Source organism: Exobacillus caeni, assembly GCF_005747095.1.
Lineage (GTDB): Bacteria > Bacillota > Bacilli > Bacillales > Guptibacillaceae > Exobacillus > Exobacillus caeni.
In genome coordinates, this window is the sequence record NZ_SWLG01000001.1 from 681,883 (window position 1) to 699,839 (window position 17,957).

Annotated in this window: 20 protein-coding genes; all 20 read left to right on the forward strand. The window is 40.5% G+C overall.

The features are described from left to right. The first annotated feature begins 57 nt into the window (after positions 1-57). The 20 genes from rpsU (at position 58) to rpoD (ending at position 17,817) form a co-directional block, all read left to right on the forward strand. The gene (rpsU, locus tag FCL54_RS03365) at positions 58-234 is read left to right on the forward strand and encodes a 30S ribosomal protein S21 (protein WP_138123121.1); all 177 of its coding nucleotides are present in this window, start codon (positions 58-60) and stop codon (positions 232-234) included. Between the two features lie 17 nt (positions 235-251). Further along, complete coding sequence (locus FCL54_RS03370; protein ID WP_138123123.1) at positions 252-695, forward strand: GatB/YqeY domain-containing protein; 444 nt, start codon at positions 252-254, stop codon at positions 693-695. Positions 696-939: 244 nt separating this feature from the next. Continuing rightward, the gene (locus FCL54_RS03375) at positions 940-2,262 is read left to right on the forward strand and encodes an NfeD family protein (protein WP_138123266.1); all 1,323 of its coding nucleotides are present in this window, start codon (positions 940-942) and stop codon (positions 2,260-2,262) included. A 1-nt stretch (position 2,263) separates the two neighbouring features. Further along, positions 2,264-3,250: a flotillin-like protein FloA gene (gene floA / locus FCL54_RS03380; RefSeq protein ID WP_138123125.1), complete on the forward strand. Its 987-nt coding sequence runs from the start codon at positions 2,264-2,266 to the stop codon at positions 3,248-3,250. Positions 3,251-3,284: 34 nt separating this feature from the next. Further along, a complete protein-coding gene (locus tag FCL54_RS03385) occupies positions 3,285-3,770 on the forward strand; it encodes a hypothetical protein (RefSeq protein ID WP_138123127.1) in 486 nt (161 codons plus the stop codon). A gap of 86 nt (positions 3,771-3,856) precedes the next feature. Continuing rightward, positions 3,857-4,183 (forward strand): sporulation protein YqfC, encoded by a 327-nt coding sequence (gene yqfC / locus FCL54_RS03390; protein WP_138123129.1) that lies wholly within the window; start codon positions 3,857-3,859, stop codon positions 4,181-4,183. A gap of 86 nt (positions 4,184-4,269) precedes the next feature. Next, the gene (yqfD, locus tag FCL54_RS03395) at positions 4,270-5,457 is read left to right on the forward strand and encodes a sporulation protein YqfD (RefSeq protein ID WP_138123131.1); all 1,188 of its coding nucleotides are present in this window, start codon (positions 4,270-4,272) and stop codon (positions 5,455-5,457) included. Between the two features lie 6 nt (positions 5,458-5,463). Further along, positions 5,464-6,423, forward strand: coding sequence for a PhoH family protein (locus FCL54_RS03400; RefSeq protein ID WP_138123133.1), 960 nt, complete (start codon positions 5,464-5,466; stop codon positions 6,421-6,423). A gap of 260 nt (positions 6,424-6,683) precedes the next feature. After that, positions 6,684-8,843, forward strand: a complete 2,160-nt coding sequence (locus FCL54_RS03405; RefSeq protein WP_246055115.1) for an HD family phosphohydrolase — start codon at positions 6,684-6,686, stop codon at positions 8,841-8,843. Continuing rightward, a complete protein-coding gene (gene ybeY / locus FCL54_RS03410; RefSeq protein WP_138123135.1) occupies positions 8,844-9,314 on the forward strand; it encodes an rRNA maturation RNase YbeY in 471 nt (156 codons plus the stop codon). Continuing rightward, positions 9,298-9,687 (forward strand): diacylglycerol kinase family protein, encoded by a 390-nt coding sequence (locus FCL54_RS03415; RefSeq protein WP_138123137.1) that lies wholly within the window; start codon positions 9,298-9,300, stop codon positions 9,685-9,687. The genes ybeY and FCL54_RS03415 overlap by 17 nt, the downstream gene beginning before the upstream one ends. 89 nt (positions 9,688-9,776) lie before the next feature. Then, positions 9,777-10,175: a cytidine deaminase gene (locus tag FCL54_RS03420; protein WP_138123270.1), complete on the forward strand. Its 399-nt coding sequence runs from the start codon at positions 9,777-9,779 to the stop codon at positions 10,173-10,175. Next, a complete protein-coding gene (gene era, locus FCL54_RS03425; protein ID WP_138123139.1) occupies positions 10,168-11,076 on the forward strand; it encodes a GTPase Era in 909 nt (302 codons plus the stop codon). Before FCL54_RS03420 ends, era begins: the two co-directional genes overlap by 8 nt. A 99-nt stretch (positions 11,077-11,175) precedes the next feature. Further along, positions 11,176-11,322, forward strand: coding sequence for a YqzL family protein (locus FCL54_RS03430; protein WP_138123141.1), 147 nt, complete (start codon positions 11,176-11,178; stop codon positions 11,320-11,322). A 36-nt stretch (positions 11,323-11,358) separates the two neighbouring features. Continuing rightward, the gene (recO, locus tag FCL54_RS03435) at positions 11,359-12,105 is read left to right on the forward strand and encodes a DNA repair protein RecO (protein WP_138123143.1); all 747 of its coding nucleotides are present in this window, start codon (positions 11,359-11,361) and stop codon (positions 12,103-12,105) included. 394 nt (positions 12,106-12,499) lie between these two features. Then, positions 12,500-13,141 (forward strand): transcriptional regulator CcpN, encoded by a 642-nt coding sequence (gene ccpN, locus FCL54_RS03440; protein WP_138123272.1) that lies wholly within the window; start codon positions 12,500-12,502, stop codon positions 13,139-13,141. Between the two features lie 125 nt (positions 13,142-13,266). Continuing rightward, positions 13,267-14,079, forward strand: coding sequence for a pyruvate, water dikinase regulatory protein (locus FCL54_RS03445; RefSeq protein ID WP_138123274.1), 813 nt, complete (start codon positions 13,267-13,269; stop codon positions 14,077-14,079). A 269-nt stretch (positions 14,080-14,348) separates the two neighbouring features. Beyond that, positions 14,349-14,819, forward strand: a complete 471-nt coding sequence (locus FCL54_RS03450; RefSeq protein ID WP_138123145.1) for a YaiI/YqxD family protein — start codon at positions 14,349-14,351, stop codon at positions 14,817-14,819. Positions 14,820-14,853: 34 nt separating this feature from the next. Then, positions 14,854-16,665, forward strand: coding sequence for a DNA primase (gene dnaG / locus FCL54_RS03455; protein WP_138123147.1), 1,812 nt, complete (start codon positions 14,854-14,856; stop codon positions 16,663-16,665). Between the two features lie 39 nt (positions 16,666-16,704). After that, positions 16,705-17,817, forward strand: coding sequence for an RNA polymerase sigma factor RpoD (rpoD, locus tag FCL54_RS03460; RefSeq protein WP_138123149.1), 1,113 nt, complete (start codon positions 16,705-16,707; stop codon positions 17,815-17,817). The last annotated feature ends 140 nt before the right edge of the window (positions 17,818-17,957 follow it).

Consider the following 17,957-nt stretch of genomic DNA (forward strand, 5'->3'; position numbering starts at 1 on the left):
TCTTTTTGATTTGATATGTTTTGAATGATTGTTGAATGTTTGGAGGGAGGGATATAGATGGCGGAAACTCGTGTTCGCAAAAATGAATCCATCGAGGATGCTCTTCGTCGCTTCAAGAGAACGGTTTCTAAAGAAGGCACATTGGCTGAAGTTAGAAAGCGTAAGCACTATGAAAAGCCAAGTGTAAAGCGTAAAAAGAAATCTGAGGCAGCAAGGAAAAAGCGTAAGTTTTAAGAGAGGGTGTTTGGTCGATGAGTCTATCTGACCGTTTAACGGAAGATATGAAACTAGCGATGAAGAACAAAGAGAAGAAAAAAGTTTCAGTAATTCGTATGGTGAAGTCTGCGATGCAGAACGAATCCATTAAACTTGGTCATGAGCTCACTGAAGATGAAGAGCTAACCGTTCTAACTCGTGAAGTGAAGCAAAGAAAAGACTCCCTCCTAGAGTTTGAAAAAGCTGGTCGAGATGATCTGGTGCAGGAGTTACAAGCCGAGTTGAAAGTTTTAGAAGTATACCTTCCAGAACAGCTTTCTGAAGAGGAAGTTGATGCGATTGTTGAAGAAACAATTGCAGAAGTTGGGGCGACTTCTAAAGCCGATATGGGCAAAGTAATGGGGACGCTTATGCCTAAAGTAAAAGGCAAGGCTGACGGCAGTATGGTCAATCGATTGGTTCAAAAACATTTATCATAGATAAGATGATTTGTTTTAAAACACGCCCTGTGTTATCGGGGTGTGTTTTTATTTTGCAGCAAGCTATTGCTATGCATTTCCATGATAATATAGTAATATGATGGGAATTTTGACATACTAAGCTTTAGGGGAAAGCGCAACTTCTTTTTAAATATTTTATGAAACCTTTTTATCCTGGCACCGTATATAAGTTTGAGGGAGGAGGGAGCGAGTGAGAAGAGGTCAATTTTTAGTGTTTCTTTTTATGGCTGCTTTGCTGCTTGTGCCTGCTTTGCATACGCAGACAGCTTTTGGGCAGGGCAAGGGAAAACTTGTTTATTTTATTCCGGTCGAACAAGAGGTAGAAAGAGGGCTAGAAGCTTTTTTGAATAGATCAATTTCTGAAGCGGAAGATGCAGGAGCCGATCACATCGTTTTAGAACTGGATACACCGGGTGGAGCGGTTGTCGCTGCCGGGAATATAGCCGAAATCTTGCAAAACAGCAAAGTTCCTATCACAGCGTATGTTAAGCATAAAGCCCTTTCCGCAGGAGCATACATAGCACTGAACGCAGACCAAATCGTGATGAAGCCCGGTTCTTTGATGGGTTCTGCAGCCATTATCGACCAACAGGGAAATACCGCAGGGAAAAAAGCAGAATCCTATTGGCATGCTGCAATGCAGTCGGCGGCTGAGCTCAACGATCGGGATCCAAAAATTGCCCTTGCGATGGCAGACCCAGATGTCGATTTGCCGGAATACGGAGCAGGAAAAGGGAAGCTGCTTACCTTGAAGGCAAATCAAGCGCTGAAAGCAGGATATGCTGAAAAAATTGTCGAAGATAGAACAGAACTGCTTGAATATCTTAATTTAAGCGATGCTAAAGTAAAAGACATGGAAGTGTCGATTTCAGAAAAAATTGCAAGGTTCGTCACCCATCCTGTCATTGTTCCTATTTTGCTTTCAATCGGGAGCCTTGGCTTAGTTCTTGAACTTTATTCTCCGGGCTTTGGCATTCCAGGAGCGATGGGAGCATCAGCTCTATTTCTATTCTTTTTCGGTCACTTGATTGCCGGGTTCGCAGGATGGGAAACGTTTATTCTGCTTGGAGCAGGTATTTTGCTTATTGTAATTGAAATATTTGTGCCTGGTTTTGGAATATTTGGTATTATTGGTTCCATCTCTCTGGTTACCAGTATCGTTTTGGCATCAGGGAATACGTTTCAACATATTTTGTTTTCGATATTGATAGCCATTTTGATAACGTTCTTTGGATCTTTCTTGTTCATTAAATTTTTCGGTTATCGTGGCTTTTTACGAAAACTTATTCTCTTTGACTCCACTCAAACCGAGCAGGGTTACGTGTCGAATGTTACGAGAAGAGAGCTTGAAGGAGCGAGTGGTATAACGTTGACACAATTGCGGCCTTCAGGAGTAGCTTTGTTTAATGATGAACGGTTAGATGTGGTTTCTGAAGGAGGCTTTATACCGAGAGAGGCACAAGTGAAAATCGTTAAGGTTACAGGTTCAAGAATAGTTGTTAGAGAATTTAAAAGAGAAACTAATGAAGTAATAAGGGAGGATTAAGATGGACGCAGGAACGTTGAGTATGTTAGTTATTGTAGGTTTAGTCATTATTGCGTTAGCTATTCTTTTTACTTTTGTACCGATTATGCTATGGATTTCAGCATTAGCAGCAGGAGTAAAAGTTGGGATCTTTACACTGGTTGGAATGAGGCTTCGACGCGTTATACCTTCCAGGGTTGTTAACCCGTTGATTAAGGCGGTTAAAGCGGGACTGGATTTAAATACGAACCAGCTTGAAAGCCATTATCTTGCTGGGGGAAACGTAGACAGGGTGGTCAATGCGCTGATTGCAGCCCACCGAGCTAATATTGAGTTGAGTTTTGAGCGTTGTGCAGCGATCGACCTCGCGGGGCGAGATGTCCTTGATGCAGTACAGATGAGTGTTAATCCTAAAGTAATCGAAACACCATTTATCGCTGGTGTTGCAATGGATGGAATTGAAGTGAAGGCAAAAGCGAGGATCACTGTTCGCGCCAACATCGACAGGCTTGTCGGTGGCGCCGGTGAAGATACCGTTATAGCGAGAGTAGGGGAAGGAATCGTCTCGACGATCGGTTCTTCAGATAATCATAAAAAGGTCCTCGAAAATCCGGATTTAATTTCGCAGACAGTACTCGCGAAGGGATTGGATGCCGGAACAGCATTCGAAATTCTCTCTATCGATATTGCCGATATCGACATCGGCAAAAACATTGGAGCAGAGCTTCAAACAGACCAGGCCGAAGCCGATAAAAACATTGCACAGGCAAAAGCGGAAGAACGCCGTGCGATGGCTGTTGCCCATGAACAGGAAATGCGCGCGAAAGTACAAGAAATGCATGCTAAAGTTGTCGAAGCTGAGGCAGAGGTTCCAATGGCGATGGCTGAAGCTCTCCGTTCAGGAAACATCGGTGTAATGGATTATATGAACTTAAAGAACATCCAGGCAGACACCGACATGCGAGAAATGATCGGAAAGCCTGATAAGGATGAAGAAGACGAACGGTAATGGATTTTGATTATCGTCAAGGAGGTGTCTGGCGATGAATATAGGAGATTTGTTTGATTTCCTAATGAGCAATATCTTTATCCTCATTTTTGTAATCGGAGGAATTATAAGCTTTTTAAAGCGAATGGGGGAAGAGCAACAACAGAAGCCAGTAAGAAGAACCCCCGAGGCCAGCAGACCTGATAAAGAAATGAGGATTCCGTCCAGCTCTGAAATAGAAATCGAAGAGGACGAGTACGAGCCGGCTCAAAAGCATTATGATGTCCCTTATCCGGAATATGATGCTGCTGAAACCGAAAAACCATACCACAGAGAAACGTTAAGTCCGTATGAACGGGAAACGGGAAAGCCTTATAAGCGTCAATCGAAAAAGCCTTATAAACGTAAGGTGTCTCATTCTCTTTATAAAAGTCCTACCAGAAAACAAGTACGTGAAGGAGTCATCTGGGCAGAGATTATTGGAAGGCCCAGATCTCAAAACCCTCACCGAACTGTTATATATCGAGATCCAAAAGGCTGAGTGAAATACTCAGCCTTTTTTTCGTGCACAAAAGTGATAGATTGGATGAGTTAAACATAAAGATGAGATGAGAGGGGGATTCATTTATGGCAAAGTGGGGTCAAAGAGTAAAGAGATGGATGACAAAGAGGCTGGATCTTCCGGCTGATGCTGTAATGGATCTGCCTAGAATTACAATGGTTGGCCAGCTGCACATTTACATAGAAAATCATCAAGGAGTTCTGCGGTTTTCTAATGAGGAACTCCGTTTGTTGTTGAAGCAAGGACAGTTGTTAGTAAAAGGAAAGGACTTTGTCCTAAAAAACATACTTCCAGAGGAAATATTACTCGAAGGTAAAATTGAACAAGTACTATATCTTGATCGGCCGACAACGGATGATGCTAAGCCAAAATCTTTTACACTCGGCCCGTAGAGGCAACTTTTTAAAACGAATAAAATGGACAGGATTCTCTTCCAGATTAAATATAAAGGTCAGCTGAACTGGCAAGGAGGAACGGGATGAATAACTTTTGGAAAGAGCCGTTTTATGGTTATGTTCGAGTGAAGATTTCCGGAAAATACGTAGAGCTGTTTATGAACAGGTGCATTCAGTATCATATCCAAATCTGGGAAATTATACGAGTGGATAATGATACAATCATACTTTCAATGTATGTAAAGGATATTAAACGTATAAGACCCCATTTGAAGAAAACAAACTGTAAACTCAGGTTTCATGAAAAAAAAGGGTTTCCCTTTCTGCTAAAGCGGATATTACATTCTAGAGGATTCCTTTCGGGGGCTCTTGGATTTTTATTAGTCATTTTCGTTTTATCTAATATGGTCTGGTCAATTGACGTGAACGGTGCTTCACCTGAGGTGGAACATAAAATTAGAAAAGCTATTGATGATATAGGCGTAAAAAGAGGGAAGTTCATTTTCCGGCTTCCAAGTACACAGCAAATCCAACAAGAAATAACAGAGAGATTTAAAGAGATTACCTGGGTTGGTGTAAAGCTTCAGGGAACGAGCTACCATTTTGAAGTTGTGCAAAAGCAACTCCCAGAAAAAACCCCACCGCTTAGCCCAAGGCATTTAGTCGCTAAAAAGAAAGCGATGATAACACGGGTGTTTGTTGAACAGGGACAACCCGTTGTAAAGGAAAACCAATTTGTTCAAAAAGGGGACTTGCTTGTGTCGGGGTTTATAGGAAAAGAAGAGAACAGCAAGCTTGTAGCCGCTAAGGGAGAGATTCTGGGGGAAACCTGGCATGTAACAGAGGTCGAGATCCCGCTTAAAACAAAGTTCGTAACGAATACAGGAGATAGAATGGATAAGTTAAGCCTCTCTCTCTTCAAACTGGATATTCCGATATGGGGATTTGGAAAAATAAAATATAAAGACTATGAGATACTACTGAATAAGAATAAGTTACACTTCCTGAAATGGGAGCTGCCAATATCGATCGAAAGGGCACATTACTTAGAAACGGAAGAAATTTCAAGGGAACTTACGACGGAAGAGGCAGTGAAGTTAGCGAAAGATATGGCAAAGCATAATCTTGAAAAACAAATCGATGAAAGCGCTAAAATTAAAAATCAAAAGGTTTTGCGCCAGGAAGTGGAGAATGGTAAAGTTAAGTTAACAATCCATTATGATGTGATAGAAGACATTGGAGTTGAAAAACCAATTATTCAAGGAGACTGAGGACTATTGCCTGAACGAAATAATGAACTAAAGCTGCAAATTGAAGATTCTTCTGAAGCGGTAATCCTGTTTGGCCCAGGAGATTCCCATCTTAAAGTCATCGAGGAGGGTCTTGATGTTTCTCTCGTTACCCGTGGAGAAGGTGTAACCGTAGCGGGGAGCCAGGAAGCCGTTCAAATGGTCGAAGACGTGATCAGAACCCTTCAAACGCTAATAAGAAGAGGAACGAGTATTTCAGGGCGAGATGTTGCATATGCTGTTCAGCTGGCGAAGAAAGACATGCTTGAAGAATTGCTCGAGCTGTACCAGGAAGAAATTACAACCAATGCAAAAGGAAAGCCTATACGAGTAAAAACACTTGGACAAAGGCACTATGTTTCCGCGATGAAACAAAATGAACTTGTATTTGGGATCGGCCCAGCAGGAACAGGGAAGACCTACCTTGCTGTTGTGATGGCGGTAGCAGCCTTAAAAGATAACAAGATAAAAAAAATTGTGTTAACACGTCCTGCTGTTGAGGCGGGAGAAAGTCTAGGGTTTTTACCTGGTGATTTAAAGGAAAAGGTAGACCCCTATTTAAGGCCGCTCTATGATGCGTTACATGACGTCTTGGGCGTTGAGCATACCCAGAGGCTCATTGAGAGAGGTACGATTGAAATCGCGCCCCTCGCGTATATGAGAGGGCGGACGCTCGATGACAGTTATGTCATTCTTGATGAAGCACAGAATACGACAGCGCAACAGATGAAAATGTTCCTAACCCGGTTGGGTTTTGGGTCTAAAATGGTTATTACAGGGGATATTACCCAGGTTGACCTACCTAAAGGCAAGGAGTCTGGGTTACAGACTGCGCAGAGAATTTTGAAAAATGTCAGGGACATCTCGTTTATCCACTTGCAGCAAACGGATGTTGTACGTCACCCGCTTGTTCAACGGATTATTGAAGCGTACGAGAAAGCAGAATAAAATTTCTAAAGACCCACTGAGCGGGGTCTTTTTATTTCTTGTGGAAGCAATAATTATTGCGTTGATAGATGGGGTCATATATCAAAAGTCCCAGATGACCGGCTAAAACACCTCTGAAGTATAAATGGGAATAAGTTACAATATATACCTAAGATTTTTTCCCTTTTAAGAAGGTATTTTGTTAAAATGAATAAAACAGAAATATTTTCGGGATGGCTCATCATAAGGATGTAAATGTCATTTAAAAGAGGTGGACAGTTTTGAAGCAGCAGGCGCGTCGAAAGCAATTTGGGGCAAAGTGGAAACAACTTAATAATGCCCGATTAGTAAAAGTTTCGCTGTTCGGGTTATTAGCTGTTGTAATGTACATATCGATGTTGTCTAACATTATGCCGGAATCATTTGATGTTTCGTTATATACCCCAGCAGAAAAGGATGTTCTTTCTCCGATTACTATAGAAGATAAGCAGGCCACAGAGGAAGAGCGGGCAAAAGCTGCTCAAGTTGAAGCTAAGTACGAATACAAAGAAGAGACAGTTCAAAACCAGGTAGAAAAAGTAAATGAAATATTCAGCTCTATACAGGAGGTCAATGCAAAGGCGGGGGAAAGGGCAGAAGAGAATGATGTCGATACAGCGGCCGGGCTTTCTTCAGAAGAAAAAGTAAAACAGCTTAAACCCTTGATTTCACAGTCTGCTGAAGAAGAATTATCGTTTGATACTTTAGTTACGCTTGTTTCTGCAACACCTTCTCAGTTAAATATTGCAAAGGAAGTTATTTTGCGTGCAGTAATGGATGCCATGAAAACGAATGTTTCCATCGATGAGCTTGATAATACTAAAGAGCAGGCGAAAAAGAAGTTGCTTTCTGCTTCAGTACCGCCTGAACTCCGTGAAGCTATGATTCAATTGACCGATTTCTATATTGTTCCTAACTATTTTCTTGACCCGGAAAAAACGAGACAGGCTCGCCAGGAAGCAATGGAAGCGGTTAAACCTGTTATGATTCGGGAAGGGCAGGTTCTGGTAAGAGAAGGACAAACCATAACGCCTAAAGTGGTCGATCAAATGGATATTGTTGGATTGCTGGATAAAGGGTTCGATCCAGTACCGTTTGCAGGTCTTGGATTACTTGTAATCGCGCTTACCGGCATTTTGGTATATTATTTAAAAGATCTTCCATCAGGAGTCCGATCAGCAAACATCAATCTTTTGATGTATTGTATCATTTTTCTTTGTACAGTTGTCATTATGAAGCTTTCAAGCCTGCTACAAGCTGTTGATTATTATGGAATCGAATATTTGATTCCCGCGGCAGTTGGTACAATGTTATTAATGTTATTAACGAATGAAAGAATCGCACTGGTCTCCAGTATTGTCTTCTCCCTGTGCGCTGCGGTTTTTTTCAATGCGGAAACAATCGGCCCGATGAATGCGCCTTTTGGTTTTTATGTGCTTATGAATTTACTGGCGGGAATTTTCTTTCTTGGACAAAAGAATCTTCGCTCTAACATTTTAAAAGCCGGGCTCGGTGTATCTTTCATAAATGTTTTCACTGTGGCAATATTATTAATGTTGAAGAATGGCCAATACAGCGGATGGCAAATCGGTTCGGAAATTGGTTTTGCGTTCCTTTCAGGTTTTCTGGCTGCTGTGTTAACACTTGGTTTAATGCCGTTTTTTGAAGCTGCATTCAGGATATTGTCTACTACAAGGTTGATTGAGCTGTCGAATCCTAATCATCCGCTTTTAAGGAAAATACTGATGGAAACACCGGGAACATATCATCACAGTGTGATTGTAGCAAACCTTGCGGAAGGGGCCTGTGAAGCGGTTGGAGCAAACGGCTTGCTTGCCAGAGTCGGTGCATACTACCACGATATAGGGAAAACGAAACGGCCTCACTTTTTTATCGAAAACCAGATGAACATGGAGAATCCACATAATAAGATTGCTCCACAGTTAAGTAAAACAATTATTATCGCCCATGCTTATGATGGTGCAGAAATACTTCGTAAATATAAGCTGCCAAAAGAAATTGTAGATATCGCAGAACAGCATCATGGGACTACATTGCTTAAATTCTTCTACCATAAGGCAAACGAGAATAGCGAAAAAGAAATACCTGAATCTGAATTCAGGTACCCCGGTCCTAAAGCCCAAACAAAAGAAGCGGCTATAGTAGGGATCGCGGATTGTATGGAAGCAGCAGTAAGGTCACTCTCCAAACCAACACCAAATAAGATTGAGACATTAGTTAGAAAAATTATTACGGACCGGTTGGAAGATGGACAGTTTGATGAATGCGATCTTTCTTTAAAAGAGCTGGATTTGATTGCGCGTTCCATTTGTGAAACACTACAGGGAATCTTCCATTCAAGAATTGAATACCCTGAAGAAATAAAGAAGAAGGTGACTTAAATGTCTTTGCATATCGATTTTTTAGACGAAACAAATAAGCTATCCGATAAGGAAATCCAGGAGATTGAAGGATTGCTAAATTTGGCCTGCAAGATGGAAAAAGTTGAAAGCGATTCAGAATTATCGGTAACATTCGTAAATAATGAAAAAATCCAGGAAATAAATCGGGAATACAGAGAGAAAGATTCAGTCACAGATGTCATCTCCTTTGCACTGGAGGAACAGGGAGAAGGAGAGTTAGAGGTTATAGGAGATAATATCCCTCGTTTGCTTGGAGATATTATTATCTCGATTCCGAAGGCACAAGAGCAAGCGGAATCTTATAATCATTCTTTTATGAGAGAGCTTGGCTTCTTAACGGTTCATGGCTTTTTACACCTTCTTGGATATGACCATATGACAGAGGAAGACGAAAAAGAAATGTTTACAAGACAAAAAGAAATTTTGGAAGAATATGGACTTTCGAGATAGAGAGTACTCGCGAATAAAAAGATTTGTGCTTAGCTTTCGGTTTGCGTTTGAAGGCATCGTCTACCTTTTAAAAAAGGAACAGAACTTCAGAATTCACCTTCTAGTTGGGACTGCAGTATTAATTCTTGGTTTCTTACTCGGGTTGTCTGCTGTTAAAATGGCGATCTTATTTCTTGTGATAGGAATTGTGTTAAGCCTTGAAGCGATGAATACAGGGATTGAACGGGTGGTTGATCTTGTGACTGAGGAATACCATCCGCTTGCTAAAAAAGCAAAGGATGTGAGTGCTGCAGCAGTATTAATTTTCTCCTTTGCTGCTGCAGGAATAGGTTTCCTCTTCTTTTTTTGGCCACTGGTGAATCTTTTGTTCTAAGGATGGAGATGTGTAACTGAATTCTCGCTTCTAACATTGGCGACGAAGAGGTTTAACGGATGGATACAATCGTTGAAAGGATGTTTGTAATGGATAAAAAACAACTAATTGAAGAAGCAATCTCAGCAAGGGAATATGCTTATGTTCCATATTCAAAATTCAAGGTGGGCGCAGCGCTGTTGACAGATGAAGGTGAAGTTTTCAAAGGATGTAACATCGAAAATGCGGCTTACAGCATGTGTAACTGCGCGGAAAGAACCGCACTGTTTAAAGCGTATTCAGAAGGGTATAAAAACTATAAAGCATTAGCAGTCGTGGCAGATACAGAACGGCCTGTTCCGCCATGTGGAGCATGCAGACAGGTTATTTCGGAGCTTTGTGGACCGGATATGAAGGTTTTTTTAACTAATTTAAAAGGAGATATTCAGGAGATTTCTGTAAGCGAATTGCTGCCAGGAGCTTTCTCACCGGAGGATTTACATGAATAATAATGGATTTAAATCAGGATTTGTATCAATTATTGGTCGGCCGAATGTTGGGAAATCAACTTTGTTGAATTATGTGATCGGACAAAAAATTGCGATAATGAGTGATAAACCGCAAACAACAAGGAACAAAGTTCAGGGAGTCTATACATCGAATGATGCACAGGTGATATTCATTGATACGCCTGGTATACACAAACCGAAACATAAACTGGGTGATTTTATGACAAAGATCGCTCAGAACACATTGAATGAAGTTGACCTGATCTTATTTGTTATCAATGCAGAAGAGGGATATGGCAGGGGAGACCAGTTTATTATCGACAGGCTTAAGCAAACGAAGCGTCCTGTCTTTCTGGTGATAAATAAAATCGATAAAGTTCATCCTGATGAACTTTTTCCTTTGATTAATTTCTATAAGGACAAGCTTGAATTTAAGGAAATAATCCCTATTTCTGCACTTGAAGGCAACAATGTCAATACGCTTTTAAATCAAATAACAGAGTACTTAGAAGAAGGCCCTCAGTATTATCCTGCGGATCATGTAACAGACCATCCTGAACGCTTTATTGTTTCGGAATTGGTTAGAGAAAAAGTGTTGCATTTAACTAGAGAAGAAATTCCCCATTCGGTCACTGTTGTAACAGAGCAGATGAAGAAAAGGGAAGATTCAAATATTATCGATATACATGCAACGATCATTGTGGAAAGATCTTCACAAAAAGGGATTATAATCGGCAAACAAGGGAAAATGTTAAAGGAGGTCGGGCAGCGTGCCCGGCAAGATATCGAAGCACTGCTTGGTTCAAAAGTTTTTTTAGAACTATGGGTGAAAGTCCAAAAAGATTGGCGCAATAAGATGTCTTCTTTACGTGATTTTGGTTATCGTGAAGATGAGTATTAATATAGCGAGTAGAAATTGACAAAAATTCCATAACATATTGAATGAAATCAAGGTCAAGCTAAAGGAAAGCACGTTCTTATCAAAAGAAAGGTGGGATCTATGTTGGAACATTTTGCCTGGAAAGTATTCTGTATGACAGGAGACGTTGACACCTATCTTTTAATGAAAGAAATGGAAGAAAATGAAGTTGAGATTCCTCCACAACTGGGCGAAGAACAACTGGAACTGGATCCTCCGATTACTTGACCCATTACTAGTACAAGTATAAAGTTGGTGGATTGTATGATGCATAAGGCAGAAGCAATTGTCATTAGAACGGTAGATTATGGAGAATCGAATAAGATTCTAACTTTGTTCACTAGAGAGGCGGGAAAGATTGGCGTGATGGCACGAGGAGCTAAAAAGCCAAAAAGCCGCCTCTCTGCTATTTCACAATTGTTTACTTACGGTCAGTATTTATTTCAGCAATCATCAGGATTAGGTACTTTAAATCAAGGGGAAATATTAACATCCTTTCGGAACATAAGGAACGATTTATTTTCAACTTCGTATGCTGCGTATATAGTAGAATTACTCGATAAGCTGACGGAAGAAAAACGTCCTAACCCTTTTTTATTTGAACTGCTATTCCAGTCTCTAAACGCACTGAATGAAGGGAAAGACCCGGAAGTTATCCGGTTTATATTTGAACTTAAGATGCTGCCTGTAGCAGGCATCACCCCAGAAATCAACCGGTGTGTTAAGTGTAAAAGCACGGAAGGGAAATATGAGTTCTCAGTGAAAGAGGGCGGTTTCCTGTGCCATCGCTGCCTTGTAAATGATCCTTACCATATCCCTATAAAGAAAAAGACAGCAGAATTGATCCGCCTGTTCTATCATTTTGATCTGCAGCGTCTCGGTAACATTTCTTTAAAACAAGAAACAAAAGAAGAAATCAAAAAGGTTTTAGACGAATATTATGAAGCATACTCGGGAGTTTATCTAAAATCGAAACGCTTTTTAAATCAGCTAGAGAAATTTAATCCTTAATTTGCGTGCGCCCAGCAATTGGCGGGCGCATTTATTATTTCTCTGGTTGTTTCCACGAGCGGTGTTGCTAACTGCTTAGTTGAGATAAACTGCGACATAACGGATGGATGACCGCTGCGGAAAGCGAAATGCCCGGAGTGGAAATCAATGCTGCAATTGCGTCGCAGTTCATCGCTTTTGTGCAAAAACCAATAACTATCTTTTTGGAATAGCGCTTCTTTATTTTAAAGTCGTTGTTGTTTTTAAACATGTTTGAAGGATACAAATGAAAGCAATTTGCTGTATAACCCAATTATTGATTGATATAATTTTAAGAGTATGCTACATTTTCAAATATTATTAAATAGTATATAATAATTTAATAAATAGTATAACGCTTCTTTTTATGGATAAGGTGGTGAGTAAAATCGAATTAAATGAACGTCAGGAAACGATTTTACAAATTGTAAAAAATGAAGGTCCAATCACAGGAGAACATATCGCAGATAAGCTAAGCTTGACACGTGCTACCTTAAGACCAGACTTAGCGATATTAACGATGGCTGGATACCTTGATGCAAGGCCAAGAGTCGGGTATTTTTACACTGGTAAGACCGGTTCTCAATTATTAACAGAGAAGATCAAAAAAATCCAGGTGGATGATTATAAATCTATACCTGTTGTGGTACAGGAAAACACTAGTGTATATGATGCAATATGTACTATGTTTTTAGAAGATGTAGGTACATTATTCGTAGTGAATAAGAATACTCATCTTGTTGGGGTGTTATCCCGTAAAGATTTATTAAGGGCAAGCCTTGGAAGACAGGATTTGGCAGAAATTCCAGTAAATATCATTATGACAAGAATGCCAAACATAACAGTTTGTTCGAATGATGACTTACTAATTGAAGTTGCAAACAAGCTGATTGAGAAACAAATCGATGCCCTTCCCGTAGTAAAAGAAGAAGGCGAGGGTCTGGAAGTAATCGGTCGGATAACAAAAACAAACATTACAAAAGTACTTGTAGATCTGGCTAAGAATGAGGTTATATAGCACATCAAGAAAAACTTATGATAAACTTTATAGGAAACAATATTTTGAATCATAACAAGTTGGATACCTTATATCCTCCTTTTATACAAGGAAATAAGCCTAAGGAGGTTGGCATGAGAGATAACATGAATAAAGCACTCGTTTATGTGATTTCTGATTCAGTAGGTGAAACTGCTGAATTAGTAGTGAAAGCTGCAGCAAGCCAGTTCAACCATTCTGATGTGGAAATGAGGCGGGTTCCTTATGTGGAAGATAAAGAGACACTCGATGAAGTAGTGACCCTTGCACAGGAATCCAATGCGATCCTCGCATTCACACTCGTTGTGCCGGAGATGAGGAACTACTTACTGAAAATTGCCAGCGAAGCAAACGTTCAGGTAATTGATATTATCGGTCCAATGATCAACCATATGAAAGATGCTATAGGAAAAACACCAAGGCATGAACCGGGACTAGTCCATAAGTTAGATGAAGACTATTTCCGGCGCGTTGAAGCTATTGAATTCGCGGTTAAATATGATGATGGCCGGGATCCAAGGGGGATATTACTTGCAGATATTGTTTTGATAGGTGTTTCCAGAACATCCAAAACGCCATTATCCCAATATTTAGCACATAAACGGTTAAAAGTTGCAAATGTCCCCATCGTCCCAGAGGTTGATCCTCCAGAAGAACTTTTCAAGGTGCCGCCGAATAAATGTTTCGCATTGAAAATCAGCCCTGAAAAGCTAAATGATATTCGAAAAGAACGCTTGATAGCATTGGGTTTAAATGCAGAAGCAAGTTATGCGAACATGGAACGGATAAAAGAAGAACTGGAATACTTTAATAAGCTCGTAAATAAAATGAATTGCCAGGTTATCGATGTCTCAAACAAAGCAGTTGAAGAAACAGCGAATTTAATCTTGAGCATTTACCAGGGAAAACGGTTTAATTAGAATGCGGGTTAAAAATTCAAAATAGCATGCACCAAAGGATTATAAAATATTTTCTGTTTGGTGCAATGCTTTTTTCTTTTTGTATCTGTTCAAATTGGTTTTTTTAGTATATAATCAAATATTGTCGATAAAAATTGTTATTAATGGGAAACAAAGATTGAAAAACCTTAAAATGGTTAAGATAGTGAAGTAGAGGACGACAAAATTCTGAAAGTTAAAACATAAGATTTAAAAGAAGGATAACAATAGGAGATGTAGAATAGAGGAATATGGCGAAAAATAGTAAAGTTGTTTTGGTGGATGCAGACGCATGTCCAGTTCCTGTGAAAGAAGACATCATAGACCTGACTAAGAAATATCAGTGGGAAGTAATTTTCGTTGCATCATTCGCTCACTTTTCAAGCAATGCCTCCCACGGACAGTGGGTACTGGTAGACTCTGAAAAAGAAGAAGTAGATCTCTATATTGTCAATCATGTGGTATCCGGGAATGTTGTGGTAACACAGGACTATGGCCTTGCAAGTTTGCTTTTGCCGAGAGGAGTTTATGTCATGTCCCCTCGTGGTATGGTCTACAAGGAAGAAAAGATTGGTGATATTTTGCATGCCAGATACCTATCTGCCAAAAACAGACGAGCTGGCAAGCGAGTAAAAGGCCCCAAAAAGTTTACCGAGGCAGATAGACAAAGTTTCAGGACTTCATTTGAAGAAAAAATGTCGATTTATGAAGGAAAATCTTAAGCTTCATAGAATAGGGTAATTACGGTGATGCGTTATGGCAGGAAAAATCCCTGAAGAAACGATTGAGAAAATCCGTGGTACAGCAGATATCGTAGAGGTGATCAGTGACTACGTTCAGCTAAAGAAACAGGGAAGGAACTATTTTGGCCTATGTCCGTTCCATGGGGAAAAGACACCTTCCTTTTCGGTTGCACCAGACAAACAAATCTTTCATTGCTTTGGTTGTGGCGCAGGAGGAAACGTGTTTTCGTTTCTGATGGATATGGAAGGCTTTAGCTTTATAGAAACGATTCAGCATCTTTCCCAAAAGACCGGGATCGAATTGCCTGAGACAGTGGGAGAACATAAGGGGAATCAAGGTTCCCGGGATAAAGAAGTTATGTTCAAGGCCCATGACTTTTTGGCTAAACTGTATCACCATAGTTTAATAAATACCCGACAGGGTGAAAAAGCGCTCGAATATTTAAAGCAAAGAGGTTTCACAGAGGAAATCATAAAGACATTCCAAATCGGGTTTGCCCCCGATTCCTGGGATTTTGCAACGGGATTTTTGCAAAAACGAAATTTCCCACTGGATAAAGCAGCCTCAGCAGGACTCCTTTCAAGCAGAGATTTTGATGGGAAATATTTTGACCGTTTCCGTAACAGGGTAATGTTTCCGATCTGGGATCATAAAGGCCAGGTGATTGCTTTTGGTGGGCGGATTCTTGGTGAAGGTGAACCAAAGTACTTAAACAGCCCTGAAACGAAAATTTTTCATAAAGGAAAATTTCTGTACGGATTTCACATGGCACGCTCACATATCAGGAAAAAACAGCAGTTGGTCCTATTAGAAGGCTATGTTGATGTTACTGCTGCCCATGGTGCTGGAATCCAAAATGCCGTTGCAAGTCTTGGGACAGCATTGACCCGGGACCAGGCAGAATTAATTAGAAGGCATGTAGAATCAGTTGTCATTTGCTACGACTCTGACAAGGCAGGGCTAAATGCCGCCATGAAAGCCTCTGAGGAACTGGGAAAAGCCGGATGTTATGTAAAAATAGCCAGAATGCCTGATAAGATGGATCCCGATGACTACATTCAGAAATACGGAGCAGAACGTTTTAAATCTGATGTAATAGGGTCTGCACAAACAGTCATGGCATTTAAAATGGATACTCTTCGAAAAGGAAAAAATCTTTCTGATGAAGGAGAACGCATCAAGTATATCGAAGAAGTACTCAGGGAAATCAGCAGTTTAGAAAAAGCTGTGGAGCGTGATCATTACCTCAGGCAGCTTGCTGATGAATTTTCCCTTTCGCTTAGTGCGCTCAAGCAGCAACAGTTTCAGTTTTATAAACAGCAAAAGAAAAGGGATAATGCTTCCAAGACAAGGGATAATAATTCTAGGAAAAAAATATATACTTCGAAGAGGTTGCTTCCTGCATTCCACAATGCCGAGAAAATTCTTCTTGCCCATATGATGCGCGATCTTGATATTGCCCAACAGGTACAGGAGGAGATCGGAGGGGCTTTTAACATCGATGAATACAGTGCGCTTGCTGCGTATCTTTATAGCTATTATGCAGAAGGAAATCAGCCTGATGCAGGAATGTTCATCGAGAAGCTCAATGACTCGACCCTGGTAAAAGCAGCATCTGAAATTGCGATGATGAATGTTAACCAGGATATTTCAGAACGAGAACTAAAAGATTATATCAAACAGGTTCTGAGTTATCCGAAACGGTTGCAGATAGAAGAAAAGGAAATTGAAAAAAAGGAAGCTGAGCAGAGGCAGGACTTTGTTCTTGCTGCTAAAATTGCTATGGAAATACTCGAAATGAAGAAGAACTTAAAGAGTTCTTAGTTTGTTGATTGTTGTAGAAGTATGGAAGGAGGGGATCGAATGGCTGAGAAACCTGCTCGCCAGCCGGCAGAAGGTGAATTGACCATCGATCAAGTCAAAGAGCAATTAGTTGATCTTGCAAAAAAGACTGGAATCATTACGTATTCCACAATCGTTGAACGTTTAGCGCCGTTTGAACAGGATTCTGATCAAATGGATGAGTTCTTCGAATACCTTGAGGATCAAGGAATTGAAGTGATCGAGGATAATGACAATCCAAGCGTCCAGGACGTAGAAAAAGAAGAGGAATTTGATTTGAATGATCTTAGCGTCCCTCCGGGCGTGAAAATCAATGACCCTGTTCGTATGTATTTAAAAGAAATCGGAAGGGTTGACCTTCTCTCTGCTGAAGAAGAGATCAACCTTGCTAAAAGAATAGAAGATGGGGACGAAGAAGCAAAAAGGCGTCTTGCAGAAGCAAACTTGCGTCTAGTTGTAAGTATTGCCAAGCGCTATGTCGGCCGCGGAATGCTTTTCCTTGATCTGATTCAGGAAGGTAACATGGGATTAATAAAAGCGGTAGAAAAGTTTGACTACCGAAAAGGGTATAAATTCAGTACTTATGCTACCTGGTGGATTCGCCAGGCAATTACAAGAGCGATCGCAGACCAGGCTCGTACGATTCGTATCCCTGTGCATATGGTTGAAACCATCAATAAACTTATCAGGGTTCAACGTCAGCTGCTTCAAGACTTAGGCCGTGAACCAAGTCCTGAAGAAATCGGTAAAGAAATGGAGTTATCCCCAGATAAAGTTCGTGAAATCCTTAAAATTGCCCAGGAGCCCGTTTCTCTTGAAACGCCAATCGGTGAAGAGGACGATTCCCATCTTGGTGACTTTATTGAGGACCAGGACGCACTTGCACCATCTGACGCTGCCGCTTATGAGCTTTTAAAGGAACAACTAGAAGATGTTCTTGATACCTTAACCGATCGAGAAGAAAATGTTTTGAGACTTCGTTTTGGTCTTGACGATGGACGTACGAGAACACTTGAAGAAGTGGGCCGAGTGTTCGGAGTGACTCGTGAACGAATTCGCCAAATTGAAGCAAAAGCTTTGCGTAAGTTGCGTCATCCAAGCCGCAGCAAACGCTTAAAAGACTTTTTAGAATAAATAACGGCAATACCAGGTTTACTTCTTTTAGAAGTAAACTTTTCTTTTTGTCACCATTATCTTGTCATTTATTTTACTGATTTTTCTTTCGTTTTGCAAACTGCCTCGCAGGAAAAAAATTGAAAATACCTTAAGAATGA

What these genes read in the sequence shown, in the direction of transcription:
- FCL54_RS03430 (WP_138123141.1), top strand. Translation starts at nt 11,176, where the DNA reads ATGTTGGAACATTTTGCCTGGAAAGTATTCTGTATGACAGGAGACGTT.
- FCL54_RS03385 (WP_138123127.1), top strand. Translation starts at nt 3,285, where the DNA reads ATGAATATAGGAGATTTGTTTGATTTCCTAATGAGCAATATCTTTATC.
- yqfD (WP_138123131.1), top strand. Translation starts at nt 4,270, where the DNA reads ATGAATAACTTTTGGAAAGAGCCGTTTTATGGTTATGTTCGAGTGAAG.
- FCL54_RS03370 (WP_138123123.1), top strand. Translation starts at nt 252, where the DNA reads ATGAGTCTATCTGACCGTTTAACGGAAGATATGAAACTAGCGATGAAG.
- FCL54_RS03415 (WP_138123137.1), top strand. Translation starts at nt 9,298, where the DNA reads ATGGACTTTCGAGATAGAGAGTACTCGCGAATAAAAAGATTTGTGCTT.
- rpsU (WP_138123121.1), top strand. Translation starts at nt 58, where the DNA reads ATGGCGGAAACTCGTGTTCGCAAAAATGAATCCATCGAGGATGCTCTT.
- recO (WP_138123143.1), top strand. Translation starts at nt 11,359, where the DNA reads ATGATGCATAAGGCAGAAGCAATTGTCATTAGAACGGTAGATTATGGA.
- ybeY (WP_138123135.1), top strand. Translation starts at nt 8,844, where the DNA reads ATGTCTTTGCATATCGATTTTTTAGACGAAACAAATAAGCTATCCGAT.
- FCL54_RS03450 (WP_138123145.1), top strand. Translation starts at nt 14,349, where the DNA reads ATGGCGAAAAATAGTAAAGTTGTTTTGGTGGATGCAGACGCATGTCCA.
- era (WP_138123139.1), top strand. Translation starts at nt 10,168, where the DNA reads ATGAATAATAATGGATTTAAATCAGGATTTGTATCAATTATTGGTCGG.
- FCL54_RS03445 (WP_138123274.1), top strand. Translation starts at nt 13,267, where the DNA reads ATGAATAAAGCACTCGTTTATGTGATTTCTGATTCAGTAGGTGAAACT.
- floA (WP_138123125.1), top strand. Translation starts at nt 2,264, where the DNA reads ATGGACGCAGGAACGTTGAGTATGTTAGTTATTGTAGGTTTAGTCATT.
- yqfC (WP_138123129.1), top strand. Translation starts at nt 3,857, where the DNA reads ATGGCAAAGTGGGGTCAAAGAGTAAAGAGATGGATGACAAAGAGGCTG.
- FCL54_RS03420 (WP_138123270.1), top strand. Translation starts at nt 9,777, where the DNA reads ATGGATAAAAAACAACTAATTGAAGAAGCAATCTCAGCAAGGGAATAT.
- dnaG (WP_138123147.1), top strand. Translation starts at nt 14,854, where the DNA reads ATGGCAGGAAAAATCCCTGAAGAAACGATTGAGAAAATCCGTGGTACA.
- rpoD (WP_138123149.1), top strand. Translation starts at nt 16,705, where the DNA reads ATGGCTGAGAAACCTGCTCGCCAGCCGGCAGAAGGTGAATTGACCATC.
- FCL54_RS03375 (WP_138123266.1), top strand. Translation starts at nt 940, where the DNA reads ATGGCTGCTTTGCTGCTTGTGCCTGCTTTGCATACGCAGACAGCTTTT.